Origin of the sequence: Micromonospora sp. CPCC 205539, from assembly GCF_036906815.1 — a bacterium.
GTDB lineage: Bacteria > Actinomycetota > Actinomycetes > Mycobacteriales > Micromonosporaceae > Micromonospora.
Genome location: NZ_JBAKHW010000001.1, coordinates 379307 through 393897 on the forward strand (window position 1 = coordinate 379307; position 14591 = coordinate 393897).

Sequence of the window (14591 nt, forward strand, 5' to 3'; positions counted from 1 at the left end):
CTGCTTCCTGCCTCTCCTCCGGTGCGATCCGCGGCGACAGGTGCGCCGACGCCCCGGCACTTCGACGTTGCCCGCAAACGGGCTCGAAGTCAAAGAAAACCCTTCGGCTTGACCGCCGACGAGGCGTGGCACGACCGCCAGGCCGCGCATCGGCGGCCGGTGCGGCGGTGAGAGACGGCGGGAGCCATGGCTGCCCGCCGTCTCTCGCACTCACTCGCTGCGGGCGGTCTCCGGGCCGGTGATCCGCTCCAGCAAGGGCAGGGTGGACGCGATGATGGCGAGGCAGGCGACCAGGCCGACGATCACGATCGCGTAGAACTCGACGCCCGGGGCAATGAGCGTGTACTCCATCTGCGCCTTGAGGAACAGTTGGGCGGCGAGCAGGCCCACGCCGATCGCGAGCACGGCGACGGCGAGCATCGGCACGGCGCTCTCCAGGACGACCACGCGGCGCAGGGTCCGTACCGGTGCGCCGCTGAGGCGGAGCAGGCTGAAAGGCCGTCTGCGTTCGGTGAGGCCGCCCACGACGCTGACGGCGAGGCTGCAGCCGGCGAGACCGAGGCTGGCGATGATGACGACGTTGGCCAACTGCTGCCAGCCCCGCAGCTGGTCGGTGAAGGTCGACTCGAAATCGCCGGGCGAGTTCGGTGCTATCCAAAAGTTCGGGAGGGCGAGGGAGAGGACTGTGCGGGACCGCTCGATGGCGTCCGTCGAACCGTCCGTGCCCACGACGATCGAGAGCACCGGCAGTCGCTGGAGGTCGTCGAGGGTGAGCGACGCCGCGGGCCACTCCCGCGTGGCGGACACCGACTCACGGAAGGGGACGAAGTTGTCCTGCACCGCGGCCACGGTGGCGCCGTCGACGCACCGGCCGTACACCTGGGGAATGTCGGTGCAGGCGATCACACCCGGCTCGCCCTGCTGATCCGGGTTGCGGTGGATCACGGTCGCGCTCCGCACGCCCGGGACCGCACGCAGCTCGGCCAGCAGTGTGCCGGGGACGTGCGGCGGTTCGTGGAAGAAGGCGGTGGACACCGTGCCGGCGTCCGTCGAGCCTCTCGGGGCCGGGCCGCGGTTGGCGACGATCGTGGTGATCACACCGATTGCCACGCTCGTGACGAAGAGGGCGAGCATGATGCCGCTGATCGCCCGGAAGCCGGCCTTCGGGTTGTCGGCGAGGCGGCGCGCCGCGATGAGCGTTGCGGGGCGGCTGGCACGCCTGGCCATGAGGCGGGCGCAGGTCATCGTGAGCCAGGGTCCGGCGAAGACCAGGCCGGCCATGATGAGCAGGAGCCCGGGCAGGAACGCCGCCGTCTGGCCGGAGGACGTCTGTGGCCTCCGGCCCAGGAAGTAGGTCAGCTCGGCGACGCCCAGCACGAGCGGGATCAGCCGGTACGCGCGGGGCGGGCGCGGGGTGGCCTGCCGCGTGACGCCGAGTGGGGAGATCCGGACCCGGCGCAGCGAGACCCACGCCGCCAGCGCCGCGCCGGCCGGCACACCGAGCGCGACCACCAGGGCGTCCACCGGTCGCAGGGCCATGTCGGCGGGGAAGAACCGCATGCCGGTGAACGGGATCGCGGCGAGTTGGCCGCGGAACGCGAAGAACAGCGCGAAGCCCAGGGCGGTGCCGACTACCGCTGCCGTGGCGGCCTCGGTGGCCGCGATCACCGAGATCTGCCGTGGTGCCGCACCGACCAGGCGCATCGCCGCGTACCGTTGTTCCCGGCGCGCGGCGCTGAGCCGGGTGGCCGTACCAATGAAGATCAACACTGGGAACAGCAGCCCACCGGCTATGACGCCGATGATGAGGTTCACGGCCGCCTGCGGCAGTGCGGGGGCTTCGCCGCCGACGCTCGTGAGCTGGATGGCGTTCGGCAGCGCGGCTGCCTCCTCGGCGGTGCGGCCGACGATGACGACCAGGGCGTCCGGCGATGCCAGCGCCGCCGGACCGATCACGCCGAGGTTGCGCCCCGGGTAGCGGTCTGCCAGGTGGGTCGCGGGGGTCGAAGCCAGCAGCGTGGTGAGCGCCGGCGAGGCGTAGAACTCCCCCGGCCCTGGCGTTCGCGGAATGCCGACCGGGGTCGGCGAGCCCGGCCCGGTGGCGGCGACGTCGACCCGCACGATCTCCTCGCCACGGGAGAAGTCCTCGCGCGTGGACCACCACAACGGATCCGTGCCGCCCTCTGCCGAGGCTTGGGGGTACAGCGACGCGTACCGGGTGAGCTGCGCGTTGGTGGCGTTGACCCCGGCGAGGGTGACCAGCAGCAACCCGGCGCCGACCGCGACGGCGGCGGCGATGATGACGAGGCGGGTGATCGCCTCGCGCCCACCCGCTACGGCTAGGCGGAGCCCGAGGCGGATCATGAAGCGATCCGGTCTGGCGCGTTCACGCGGCCGTCGCGCACGATGACCTCGCGGTCGGCGTACGCGGCGACCCGCGGCTCGTGGGTGACCAGGATGACCGTGGTGCCCTGCTCGCGGGCCACGGTGACCAGCAGGTCCATGACCTGCTCGCCGGTGAGCGAGTCGAGCGCACCGGTCGGCTCGTCGGCGAAGAGGACCTTCGGCCCGGCGACCAGACCACGCGCGAGGGCGACCCGCTGCGCCTGCCCTCCGGAAAGCTCGCCCGACCGGCGCTGCTCCAGGCCCTCCAACCCGAGCCGTTCGAACCAGCCGTGCGCCTTGCGCAGCGCCTCGGCCCGGCGGACGCCGCCCAGCAGCAGCGGCAGCGCCACGTTCTCCGCGACGGTCAACTCGGGGACGAGCTGACCGAACTGGAACACGAACCCGAAGCGGTCGCGGCGCAGGCTGCTGCGCTGCGCTTCGGCCATGGTGTCGACCCGGGCCCCGTCGAACAGGACCTCGCCGGAGGCCGGCACCAGGATGCCGGCCAGGCAGTGCAGCAGGGTCGACTTGCCCGAGCCGCTGGCCCCCATGATCGCGACGATCTCCCCCGCATCCGCGGCGATGCTGGCGCCGCGCAGCGCCGGGGTCGGACCGAACGAGAAGACGACGTTCCGCGCTTCGATCGCGACGCTCATGGCCGTACCCCTTTCTTCAGGGCGTCCAGCCGAGCGCTGGTCATCTCGATCCACCTGAGGTCCGCCTCCAGGTGGTAGAGGCCGTGGTCGGCGAGCAGCGTGTCGACGAGGTTGCCCGTGCGCTTGATCTCGGTGAGCTCCCGCATCCGCTGCAGGTGTGCGCTGCGCTGGGTGTCGAGGTATTCGCTGGCGGGCCGGTCGAGCATCAGCGCCAGCATGACCTTGGCGAACAGGACGGTCTGCAGGTGCGGTTCCGGCTCGACCGGCTGGGTCAGCCACTGCTCGACCTCGGTCGCGCCCAGGTCGGTGATGATGTAGCGCTTCCGGTCGGGCCCGTCACCGGGGCCGACCTCGCTGATCACCACCTTGCCGTCGCGGGCAAGCCGGCTCAGGGTTGAGTAGACCTGGCCGAACGGCAGCGGCTTGCCACGGCCGAAGTACGCGTCGTACTCGCGCTTCAGGTCGTAGCCGTGGCTCGGCTCTCGCTCGAGCAGGCCGAGAAGAGTAAGGGGAACGCTCATGCCGAGCACACTACACCGAGGGTATACACCGCGTATATACCCCCGGTCTTTACCCCGCTATGCGCGTCCGCGCGGCATCGAGCGCGGTTCCAGCCGCAGCATGCGGTCGTGCAGCCCTGTCGCCTCCTTCTGGCCGATGACCTGACGCAGCGCGAGCCAGGCGGCTCCGACCGCGGGCTCCCCGGCGGTCGCGATCGGGCTGGCAAGGGCGGCCAGGACCGCCGCCCGGACCGGCGTGGCCCTGGTCAGCAGGCTGCCGGCGAGCACGACCGGGCCGCCCGGCGGGCCCAGCTCGCCGAGGGAGGCGACCAGTCGAGCGGCGGCCTCGGCGATCAGTCGCTCGGCGAGGGCGTCGCCGGCCAGAGCGCACTCGCACACCAGAGGTGCCAGCGCGGCGAACGCCCTCGGCTGCTGGTGGCCAGCCCAGTGCACGAGCCCGTCGCGCGTGGTCACCTGCGCCTGGGCCGCGATCGCGGTGGCCAGCCTGGGCGCGACGGTCGACGTCGGCCAGGCCCGGACGACCGAGCGGATCGCCTGCAGCCCCAGCCACACACCTGAACCCTCGTCGCCGAGCAGCCAGCCGAGACCGTCGACGGTGTGGCCGATGCTCCAGTCGTCGATGCGGGCGGCGACGGCGCCGGTGCCGGCGATGAGCACCGCCCCCGAGGGGGCCGGCGTGCCCGCCGCGAAGGCCGCGACCGCGTCGCCGACAACGGTGACCCGGCAGCTCAGGCCACATCGGACCCATTCCTGCGCAAAGGCCTCCGCGATCCGTGGATCCGCCATGTTGGCCACCCCGGCGAGGCCCGCGACGGCGCTGAGCACGACCGCCGGATCGTGGCTGCCCAGCGCCTCGCGCACCGCGGCACCGATGGCGTGAGCGGCCGCCGGGCCCGCCGTCGGGTTGCCGGGGCCGGCCGAACCGCGACCCAGCACGGCGCCGTCGCGGGTGGCCACGACCGCCCGGGATGCCGTACCGCCAGCGTCGATTCCCAATACCAGCACCATGGAGCAGATCGAAGCATGGAAACTTCTTATTGACTAGACGCTCAAGTGGTCGTAATTTTCATTGCCATAGCTACTCGATGAAAAGGACGATCACTGGTGACGGGTGAGAGCGGCGGGCTGCTGGTGCGGCTGCGCATGGAAGGGCCGACCATGCCGGAGGCCCTGGCGAAGATCGCCGAAGCCATCCTCGGCGATCCGGAGACGGCGGCGCACGCCAGCATCGTCGATCTGGCCGAGCGGTCCGGGACCTCCACCGCGACGGTCACCCGCTTCAGCCGGGCACTCGGCTTCAAGGGGTACGCGAACCTGCGGGTCGCCGTCGCCACCGAGACCGGCCGGGCCGAGCAGGCACGCTGGGAGACCGACATCTCCGGGGACATCGCACCGGACGACCCGCTCGGCAGCGTCCTCGACGTGATCACCGCCGCGGACACCCGGGCCATCCAGGCGACCGCGTCCGGGCTGGACACCTCCACGGTCGAACGGGTGGCGACCGCGATCGCCGCCGCCGGCCGGGTGGAGATCTTCGGGCTGGGCAGCAGCGGCACCGCGGGCAGTGAGATGGCGTTCCGGCTGGAACGCATCCGCGTCCCGGTGCGGTACCGCGCCGACACGCACACCGCCCTCACCAACGCCGCGCTGCTCGGGCCCGGCGACGTCGCGATCAGCCTGTCGCACTCCGGTCGGACCCGTGAGGCGATCGAAGTGCTCGCCGAGGCCGCCGATCACGGCGCCCTGACCGTTGCGGTCACGTCGTTCGCCCGCTCGCCGTTGGCCGAGGTCGCCGACGTCGTCTTCACCACCTCGGTGCACGAGACCACGTTCCGGCTTGCGGCCCTCTCCGCGCTGCACTCGCAGCTCCTGATCCTCGACCTCATCTACGTCGCCGTCGCGCAGCGCACCTACGAACGGACCGCCGAGGCGCTCGAACTCACCGTGCGGGCCGTCGACGCGCACCGGATGCCGGACACCAACGCCAACCGCAAGCGAGCACGGAGGGAAAAGCCGCTGTGACGATCAAGAGCGCCGACTACGTCGAAGTCATCACCAAGGCCATCGAACGCGTCGGCACCACCCAGGGGGACCAGGTGGCACAAGCCGCCGACCTGCTGACCGCGACGCTCCAGGCCGGCGGGGTGATCCAGGCGTTCGGTTGCGGACACTCCGAGGCGCTCGCCATGGAGATCGCCGGCCGGGCCGGCGGCCTCGTCCCGACCAACAAGATCGCCCTGCGCGACATCGTCCTGTACGGCGGCGAGCCGACGAGCGTGCTCAGCGACCCGCAGCTCGAGCGCACACCCGACGTCGCACACCGCCTCTACGAACTCGCCCCGATCAAGCCCGACGACGCGTTCGTCATCGCCTCCAACTCCGGCGTCAACGGCGCGGTGGTGGAGATGGCGCACCTGGTCAAACACCGCGGGCACGCGCTGATCGCGATCACCTCGGTCGAGCACTCCGCCCGGGTCGAATCGCGGCACCCCAGTGGGCTCAAGCTCGCCGACCTCGCCGACGTCGTCCTCGACAACGGCGCACCGTACGGCGACGCGTCCCTCGACTACGGCGACGGCGCGGTCGGAGCCGTCTCCTCGATCACCGCGGCACTGCTGGCCCAGCAGATCGTCACCGAGGTGGTGGCACGGCTGCTGGCGCTCAATGTCGCCCCGCCGGTCTACCTGTCCGACAACGTGCCGGGCGGGCGGGAGCACAACACACACATCGAAGCGCGGTACGCCGGGCGCATCCGGCGTACCGCCTAGGGAAAAGGCCCAGTTGATGAACCCTGCACCCCTTTCCGGACCGTACCCTACGAGACGCACCGTGCTGCGCACGGCGCTGACCGCCGGCGCCGCCCTCCCTCTGCTGAGCGCTTGCGTGACCAGTGGCGGCGACGACGATGACCCGGCCGCCGGCAACACCGGCGCCAAGAGCGCCGACAACCCGCTGGGCGTCAAGGCGGACGCGCCACTCGAAGTCGTGATCTTCAAAGGCGGGTACGGCGACGACTACGCCAAGCGGGCCGAGACGCTCTACACCCAGAAGTACGCGGGCGCGAAGATCGACCACCAGGGCATCCAGAAGATCGGGGAGGCGTTGCAGCCCCGGTTCGTCGCGAACACCCCGCCGGACGTCGTGGACAACACCGGCGCCAGCCGCCTCGACATCGCCACGCTGGTCTCCGCCAAGCAGGTCAGCGACCTGAGCCAGTTGCTCGACGCACCCGCCTACGACGATCCGGGCAAGACCGTACGCGACACGCTGCTGCCCGGCGTGGTCGACGACGGCACGTTCGACAAGGTGCCGTTGACGCTGAACTTCACGTACACGGCCTGGGGCCTCTGGTATTCCAAGCCGCTCTTCGCCGCGAAGGGCTGGACCTTCCCGAAGACCTGGGAGGAGATGCTCACTCTCTGCGCGACCATCAAGGCGGCCGGCATCGCGCCCTGGACGTACCAGGGAAAGTACCCGGAGTACATCAACGACCCGCTGCTCAGCATGGCCGCCAAGACCGGTGGACCGACGCTGGTCAAAGCCGTCGACAATCTGGAGCCGAACGCCTGGAAGTCGCCGGGCCTGGTCTCCGCCGCCGAGGCCTTCCGGGAGCTGGCCGGCAAGGGCTACATCATGTCCGGGTCCGAGGCGCTGTCCCACACCGAGGCGCAGGCGGCCTGGTCGCAGGGCAGAGCGGCGTTCATCCCGTGCGGCTCGTGGCTGGAGAGCGAGCAGAAGGGCGTGACCGCGCCGAACTTCGACATGGTCATGGGGCCCGTGCCGTCGCGGACGACGACGGACGCGCTGAAGCAGACCGCGGTCCAGGCGGCCAGCAGTGAGTCGTTCCTGGTGCCGTCGAAGGCGAAGAACCCCGCCGGTGGCATGGAGTACCTACGGATCCTGTTCTCCAAGCAGTCGGCGAAAGCGTTCGCCGAGACCGCCGGCACCCTGCCCGCCGTGGCCGGCGCCACCGATGGTCTGACGCTGAGCAGCGGCCTCGGCTCGGTCCGCGACGCGGTCCAGGCCGCCGGGACGGAGACGTTCACCTACCGCTTCCGCACCTGGTACGCGCCGCTGGCCAAGGCCGTCGACGACGCCACGGGCGAGTTGGTGAACAAGCGCATCACCGCGACGCAGTGGTCGGACCGGATCCAGAAGGCCGCCGACTCGCAGGCGTTGGACTCCTCGGTGAAGAAGTACACCCGCTGATGAAACACGGTCGGTGGCGATTCCTGGCTGGCGCGCTGGCACCCGCGCTGCTGCTGCACGCGGTCTTCGTGCTGTCGCCGTACGCGCAGGCCTTCTACCTGTCGCTGACCGACTGGACCGGCGTCGCCGGCGAGGCGCGCTTCGTCGGCGCGGGCAACTACGCCCGCCTCGGCGGCGACCACCTGTTCCTGGACGCGGTCCGCAACAACGCGGTGATGCTGGTCGTGGTGCCGTTGGTGACGATCGGCATCGGGCTGTTCCTGGCGAGCATGATGCATCTCGGCGGCCGCAGTGGCAGGCGGGGGATCGCCGGGTCAGGGGCGTACCAGATCGTCTATTTCTTTCCGCAGTTGCTGTCCCTCGTGGTCATCGCGGTGCTGTGGGGCTTCGTCTACAACCCGAACACCGGCCTGCTCAACGGAGCGCTGCGGTCGGTCGGCCTGGACGGGTTGACCCGGAGTTGGCTCGCCTCACCGTCTCTGGCGCTCATCGCGGTGATGGCCGTCCTGGTCTGGTCGTCGGTCGGCTTCTACGTGGTGTTGTTCAGCGCGGCGATCGACAGCATTCCGGGTGAGCTGTTCGAGGCGGCGTTGCTCGACGGGGCCGGCGGCTGGGCGACCTTCCGCACGGTGACGTTGCCGTTGGTGCGGGAGAGCGTGCAGGTCGCATTCGTGTACCTCGGCATAGCGGCACTCGATGCCTTCGCCGTCGTGCAGGTGATGACCGTCGGCCCCGGTGGCCCGGACGGTGCGACCGAGGTGATCGGGTTGTCGCTCTACCGCAACGCCTTCCAGTACGGGAAGTTCGGCTACGCGTCGGCGATGGGTGTCGCGCTGTTCTTCGCCACGCTGACCCTGGCCGTGCTCGCGCTCCGGTCGGGCCGCAGGGAAAAGCTGGAGCTGGCATGACCGACCGCAAGGCGCAGCGCGGCCATGGGCGCCAGGCCGCGTCCTACCGGGCCTTTCCCGCGCACCTCGCCATGCTGACCTGGGCCGTCGTCACCACGTTGCCGCTGCTCTGGGCGGTGATCAGTTCCTTCAAGACCGACAACGAGATCCTCAACGAGCCGTGGGCGCTGCCGGCCTCGCCGCAGCTCGACAACTGGTCGCGTGCGTGGACCCAGGCCAGCATCGGCCGCTACTTCCTCAACAGCGTCATCGTCGTGGGTTGCGCGCTGCTGCTGACGATGCTGCTGGGCTCGCTGGTCGCCTATGCCCTGGCACGTTACGAATTCCGCGGCAACCGGCTCATCTACTACACCTTCGTCGCGGCGATGTTCTTCCCGGTTTTCCTGGCGCTGGTGCCGCTCTTCTTCGTCGTTGCGCAGTTGGGCCTGCTGGGCACGTACCCCGGTCTGATCCTGGTGTACACGGCGTACGCCGTGCCCTTCACGGTCTTCTTCCTGCACGCGTTCTTCCGCACGCTGCCCGTTGAGGTGGCGGAGGCGGCATTCATCGACGGATGTTCGCACAGCGCGGTCTTCTTCCGCGTGATGCTGCCGATGGCCCGACCGGGCCTGGTCGCCGTCGGAATCTTCAACTTCCTCGGGCTCTGGAACCAGTACCTCCTGCCACTGGTCCTCAATCCCGACCCGGACCGGTACGTCCTGGCGCAGGGTTTGGCCGCCCTGTCGGTCAGCCAGGGGTATCGCAGCGACTGGAGCGGTCTGTTCGCCGGCTTGACCATCGCGATGCTGCCGGTACTGATCGCCTACGTCGCGTTCCAACGGCACATCCGCGCCGGTATGACCGCCGGCGCGGTCAAGTAGTCCCTACCCATCCCCCACCCATGGGAGGACCCGCCTCATGTCAATCGACAAACGTAGATCTATAGGGTTCGCGGGAGTGGCGACCCTGCTCGGCACGCTGGCAGTCTTCAGCAGCGCACCGAGCGCCTCCGCCGCCGAATGCGGCTACCTGTTCGACGACTTCTCCTACTCCTCGTCGAGCGACAGCTCGCTGACCACACACGGCTGGACCCCGCGCAGCTACGCCGGTGGCCCGGGTGTGCCCGGAGCGACCTGGTCCCCGAACAGCATCACCTTCCCCACGGTCAGCGGCCAGAAGGTCATGCAGCTCACCGCTTCGACCGACGGCACCGGCGCCGGCACCAACCAGGCGGAGCTCTACAGCACCCAGAAGCGCTACCTCGAGGGCACGTACGCCAGCCGGGTGCGCTTCACCGACACACCGACCAGCGGGAACGACGGCGACCACATCAACCAGACGTTCTTCACGATCAGCCCGTTGAACGGTGACCTCGACCCGACGTACAGCGAGCTGGACATCTCCGAGTACCTGCCCAACGGCGGGTGGGGCGAGACCGGCCCGATCAACTACCAGACCACCTGGTACACGTACCGCAACGACCCCTGGTACGCGGACAACGTGCACTCGGAGCAGCGCAGCAGCCTCAACGGCTGGCACGACCTGGTGGCCACGGTGGCGAACGGCCAGGTCGTCTACTACATCGACGGTGTGCAGGTGGGCGACCACTCGGGCAAGTTCTATCCCCGGCAGACGATGACGATCAACTGGAACCTCTGGTTCATCGACACGGCCGCCCACTCGGGCGGGTTGAGCACCTACATCCAGCAGGTCGACTGGATGTTGTTCGCGAAGAACCAGGCGCTGACCCCGGCGCAGGTGACGTCGAAGACGGCGGCGTACCGATCGGCGGGCAGCACGTTCGCGGACACGGTGGCCACGACCGGTGGCTGCACGAACCCGCCGAACCCGCCGACGACTCCGCCGACGACCCCGCCCACCACGCCACCGCCGGCCGGCAACTGTTCGACGGCGGCGGAGTGGGCGTTCGCCACCGCCTATACCGGCGGTCAGACGGTGAAGCACGAGAAGAGCAGGTACGGCGATCCGAACGGCCCGGTGTCGGGTGACGGCAAGCACCTGTGGCGGGCGCGGTACTGGACGCAGGGCTCCGAGCCGGGCTGGACCCAGCAGTGGGAGGATCTCGGCCGCTGCGGTAGCTGACCGAGGACGCACGAGGAACGGGACGGGCAGCCGCTCGCGGGTCACCGGCGAGTGGCTGCTCGGCCGCTGGTCCGTCGAGGCGTCGGCTGGCATCCTGTTCATACCATCGCCTGGTAGGTGTGGGAGGTCATCGTGTCGATCGAGGATCGGGCCAAGAAACCAAAGCTTCCGCCGCGCTGGTTCATCCGGCTGGCCTGGTCGGTGCACCGAGGCCTGTACCGGGGCTTCGGTGGCCGGGTCGGGCTCTGGCGGCCCCGCGTCGACCGTTGGGGCACTCTGCGGCTCACCACCACCGGGCGCCGCAGCGGCCAGCTGCGCGGCGTCATCGTCGCGTACCTGGAGGATGGGTCGAATCTGTTCACGCTGGCGATGAACGGATGGGGTGCGGCGGAGCCCGCCTGGTGGCTCAACCTGCAGACGCATCCGGATGCGACCGTCAACCTGGTCGACGGGCAGCGGCTGGTCCGTGGACGCGCCGCGACCGGCGACGAACGCTCCCGGCTGTGGGCGCGCTGGCGCGAGATCGACACCAACCTCGACGCCTTCGCGGCACTGCGGTCGTCCGAGACCGCCGTGGTGGTCCTGGAGCCCCGACACCAGGCCTGAGCTGGCGAATCAGCGCCGTTTCAGCACCGCTTCAGCTTGCTCAATACGTTCGAGTAATGACATCTCAACGTTCCTCACGCCTGAGGCGCGGGTCTGCTGTCGTGGCGATGATCGCCGTCACGGCGGCAAGCGTGCTGCACGCCGCACCCGCGGCGGCCAGTCCGGTCCCCATCCCCCAGGCGACGCTGACCGACCGGGCCTTCGGCCAGGTTACCGAGATCCACATCCAGGGCGCCGACCGGATCAAGACCGCCGTACTGTCGGCCGAGCTCGTCCAGTGGCACCGGCTGCACCCGAACGCCACGGCCGGACAGGCACAGACCCAGCTCACGGCGCGCAAGCAGCTGCTCGACAGCTCGCTGACCGCGTTCGACCTGCTGGCGCCCGAGCAGGACCTGGTGCTCAAGTCCGTCGACGTCCTGGTCGACGCGCCCGGAGGTGACGCCCGGACCTCGCCGGAGATCACCGGCCTGATCGGGGCGGTGATCGGCAAGTCGGTCGAGCCGTGGGACACCCGCGAAGAGCTCGCGTCCGGCGCGCTGCGCACCACCCAGTGGCTGCGCGGTCGCGACGACGCGCTCACCGCGGTGTGGTCCGCGGTCCGACAGGCCGGGGCAGCCAGTGTGCCGATCGCCACCGCCTGGAACGCTGTGCTCGGCGAGCCGTTCGGCGTGGACGTGACCAGCACGTACGAGGAACTCACGGAAGACCCCGGGCTGTCGCATGTCGACCTCGACGCGATCCTGGCGCTCCAGGGCGACCCGGCCGCGTACGTCGCGGCGGCCAAGCAGCAGCTCGGCTCCCTGCACGCGCAGCTGCTCGGCCTGAGCCTGGAGATCCGTCTCGAGATCGGCGACAACAACAGCAAGTGCCCGCCGGAGGGGCCACCGAGCGCCGCGTGCACCGCGGCAGCCAAGAAGGCGGCCGAGGACCGGGACAAGGAGCGGCAGCAGACGATCTCCGACCTCAAAGCCGGGGTGGGCATGGTCTCCACCATCATCGGGTTCGCCGACGCCGACGCCGGCAAGAAGGCCAAGGTGATCGGCGAGGCGGTCCTCACCACGGTCAGCGCGATCTCCAAGTTCGCGGCGGCGATCACGGGCCGCGGCCTGGCGGGTTCGATCTTCAGCACCGCGACGTTGGCGATGACCGGCAACATCTTCGGTGCCGTGATGTCGGTCGTCGGGCTCTTCGGCAGCAGCGGCCCTTCGCTGGACCAGCAGATCCTTGCGCAGGTCAAAGCCCTGCGCGACGAGGTGCGGGCCCTCGGCGACGAGATGCGCGCCAGCTTCGCGCGGGTCGAGGCCCAGATCAACACGGTGTACGCGAACATGATGGCCCAGTTCGACAAGCTGAACGCGGCCATCGCCGGCAACACCGCGCAGATCACCCTCGTACAGCAGCAGGTCGCCCAGCTCGGCCTGCGCCTGGAGGACATCGCCGCGACCGTGCTGGCGGCGATCGGCGACGCCACCCTGCACGACGCGCGCGCCGACATCAACCAGTACGTCGGCTACCTGGAGAACTTCGGCCAGCCGATCCCGACGTTCGGCGAGTTCGTGGGTCCGGAGAACGAGTTCCACCTGACCTCCACGCAGTTGGCCAGCGGCGCGGCCTTCGTGGTGCCCCGGACCGACGCCGACAACCCGGCCCTCGACCCGACCAACGTGCTCAACAGCTTCGGGGAGGCGCGCTCGATCAACTACCTGGCTCGGATAGCCAGCGGGCGTGACCCGGCGATGGTCGAACCGGGGACGCCGGTCGGCAACCCGACCGTGTGGAACCTCGGCGCGCAGGCGTACTCCATGTTGATGCTGCAGAACCCGACCTACGCCGCCCAGGTCAGCGCCAGCAGGGCGGCGCAGATCGAGGCGGAGGGCACGCGCATCGCCGACCTCGCGGCCAGCTTCGGCCGCCCGGTCAACGGCGACGCCAACACCCTGATCACGGGGCTGATCAACGAGTACGTCGCGGCCGTCGACGAGTTGTCGACCGCACTGTCCGCCTTCCGGACCAACGAGATCCAGGTCCGCTGGGAGCCGGACGCCAACGGGGTGCAGTGGAAGACACCCAAGAACTACGACCTGTTCTGGGACACGGACAAGCCGTTGGCCGCCGCGCCGGCGAAGGCCGACGAAGCGACGGTGCCGTCCTGCGGTGGTAGCGCGCAGATCGACCGCCCCAGCAACGTCCGCTACGACCTGATGTCGAACGTGGTGAAGACGCTCCAGTACGCGTACACGCCGCGGCTCAACGAGCCGCCGGCGGGCGTACGGGAGTTGCCCGAGGTCGGCTACTGCTACACGCCGAGCTGGGTCCACACGCGCACGACCGGCTTCGGCACCGGAGTGGTCCGCTACTACGGCAAGCTGCGGCTGCAGATCCACAGCAGGTTCCGACTGAACGCGACCCAGGCCTGGCAGAACTCGCGGACCGCCGACTACACCTGGCCCGACGAGCAGGTCTACCGGGTCGACTGCGAGCAGTTCAGCTGCGACAGCGAGACCACGCCCCAGCAGGGCCTGACCCAGAAGTGGCCGTCCGGGCGTTTCACCTTCGCGGCCGCCGCGGTGAGCACGAACAACACGGCGCTGGACGCCTCGCTGACGACGACCCTGCGGGGTTTCCTGCAGGGCCGGCAGAAGCACCTGTACGACCGGGTTCAGGAGACCACGACCCAGGTCAGCGGGTTGGTTCCTGCCGCGCTGAAGAAGATGAACACGGCGGCGCGGCTGCTTCAGGCGTACACCCGGCTGGGCCTGCCCAACGCGTTGGACTCGGACGACGTGTTGTCCGCGAACCTGTTCGGGCAGTACCAGATCCCGGTGAACATGCCCACGGACGCCAAGGTGGGCGGCGCCTACGCCAAGGCGAGCGGCAACTACGCGATCTGCGGGAGCTCGCCGTGCTCGCTCGACCCCAGCCGTCCGCTGCGCGACCAGGTCAGCCTCAAGCTGCCCTGCGAGCCCGCGGTCGACTCGTCGAACCTGCCCGGTGACCCGCTCGGCGACTGCCTGGTCACCAGCGCGCGGTCCCGCGCCGCCACGCTGACGCAGCGGTACGAGGTCTGGGCCGACCAGATGACCGCCGGGCTGCACCGCGAGCGGGTGCCCTGGATGAACGACACGATCACCGGACTGCGCATCACCACGCGCCTCACCCACGCCAACTGACACGAGCACTGCCGGCGCCTTCGGGCGCCGGCAGTGCGCCAGTCACCGGGG

At 69.9% G+C, this 14591-nt stretch carries 12 protein-coding genes; 8 read left to right on the forward strand and 4 right to left on the reverse strand.

Translation table 11 applies throughout. The annotated features are described in order from the left end of the window. Window positions 1-210: 210 nt before the first annotated feature. Genes V6V47_RS01580 through V6V47_RS01595 form a run of 4 tightly spaced genes read right to left on the reverse strand, consistent with a single transcriptional unit; the run spans window position 211 to window position 4570 of the window. Complete coding sequence (locus V6V47_RS01580; protein ID WP_334626100.1) at window positions 211-2364, reverse strand: FtsX-like permease family protein; 2154 nt, start codon at window positions 2362-2364, stop codon at window positions 211-213. After that, window positions 2361-3041, reverse strand: a complete 681-nt coding sequence (locus V6V47_RS01585) for an ABC transporter ATP-binding protein (protein ID WP_334626102.1) — start codon at window positions 3039-3041, stop codon at window positions 2361-2363. Before V6V47_RS01585 ends, V6V47_RS01580 begins: the two co-directional genes overlap by 4 nt. Next, the gene (locus V6V47_RS01590) at window positions 3038-3562 is read right to left on the reverse strand and encodes a PadR family transcriptional regulator (RefSeq protein ID WP_334626104.1); all 525 of its coding nucleotides are present in this window, start codon (window positions 3560-3562) and stop codon (window positions 3038-3040) included. Before V6V47_RS01590 ends, V6V47_RS01585 begins: the two co-directional genes overlap by 4 nt. A 57-nt stretch (window positions 3563-3619) precedes the next feature. After that, on the reverse strand, window positions 3620-4570 hold the full coding sequence (locus tag V6V47_RS01595) for an N-acetylglucosamine kinase (protein ID WP_334626105.1): 951 nt from the start codon (window positions 4568-4570) through the stop codon (window positions 3620-3622). A gap of 96 nt (window positions 4571-4666) precedes the next feature. Here V6V47_RS01595 and V6V47_RS01600 point away from each other — a divergent pair, with 96 nt between their 5' ends. From V6V47_RS01600 to V6V47_RS01635, 8 genes are all read left to right on the forward strand, one after another. Next, on the forward strand, window positions 4667-5584 hold the full coding sequence (locus tag V6V47_RS01600; RefSeq protein WP_334626106.1) for a MurR/RpiR family transcriptional regulator: 918 nt from the start codon (window positions 4667-4669) through the stop codon (window positions 5582-5584). After that, window positions 5581-6330, forward strand: coding sequence for an SIS domain-containing protein (locus V6V47_RS01605; protein ID WP_334626107.1), 750 nt, complete (start codon window positions 5581-5583; stop codon window positions 6328-6330). The genes V6V47_RS01600 and V6V47_RS01605 overlap by 4 nt, the downstream gene beginning before the upstream one ends. A gap of 61 nt (window positions 6331-6391) precedes the next feature. Beyond that, window positions 6392-7771 (forward strand): N-acetylglucosamine/diacetylchitobiose ABC transporter substrate-binding protein, encoded by a 1380-nt coding sequence (gene ngcE / locus V6V47_RS01610; protein ID WP_334626108.1) that lies wholly within the window; start codon window positions 6392-6394, stop codon window positions 7769-7771. After that, window positions 7771-8679, forward strand: coding sequence for a carbohydrate ABC transporter permease (locus V6V47_RS01615; RefSeq protein ID WP_334626110.1), 909 nt, complete (start codon window positions 7771-7773; stop codon window positions 8677-8679). The genes ngcE and V6V47_RS01615 overlap by 1 nt, the downstream gene beginning before the upstream one ends. Next, on the forward strand, window positions 8676-9539 hold the full coding sequence (locus tag V6V47_RS01620) for a carbohydrate ABC transporter permease (protein ID WP_334626111.1): 864 nt from the start codon (window positions 8676-8678) through the stop codon (window positions 9537-9539). Before V6V47_RS01615 ends, V6V47_RS01620 begins: the two co-directional genes overlap by 4 nt. 76 nt (window positions 9540-9615) lie before the next feature. Then, window positions 9616-10761: a glycosyl hydrolase gene (locus V6V47_RS01625; protein WP_334626113.1), complete on the forward strand. Its 1146-nt coding sequence runs from the start codon at window positions 9616-9618 to the stop codon at window positions 10759-10761. 132 nt (window positions 10762-10893) lie between these two features. Continuing rightward, a complete protein-coding gene (locus tag V6V47_RS01630) occupies window positions 10894-11367 on the forward strand; it encodes a nitroreductase/quinone reductase family protein (RefSeq protein WP_334626114.1) in 474 nt (157 codons plus the stop codon). A gap of 107 nt (window positions 11368-11474) precedes the next feature. After that, window positions 11475-14540 (forward strand): hypothetical protein, encoded by a 3066-nt coding sequence (locus tag V6V47_RS01635; RefSeq protein WP_334626115.1) that lies wholly within the window; start codon window positions 11475-11477, stop codon window positions 14538-14540. Window positions 14541-14591: the final 51 nt, after the last annotated feature.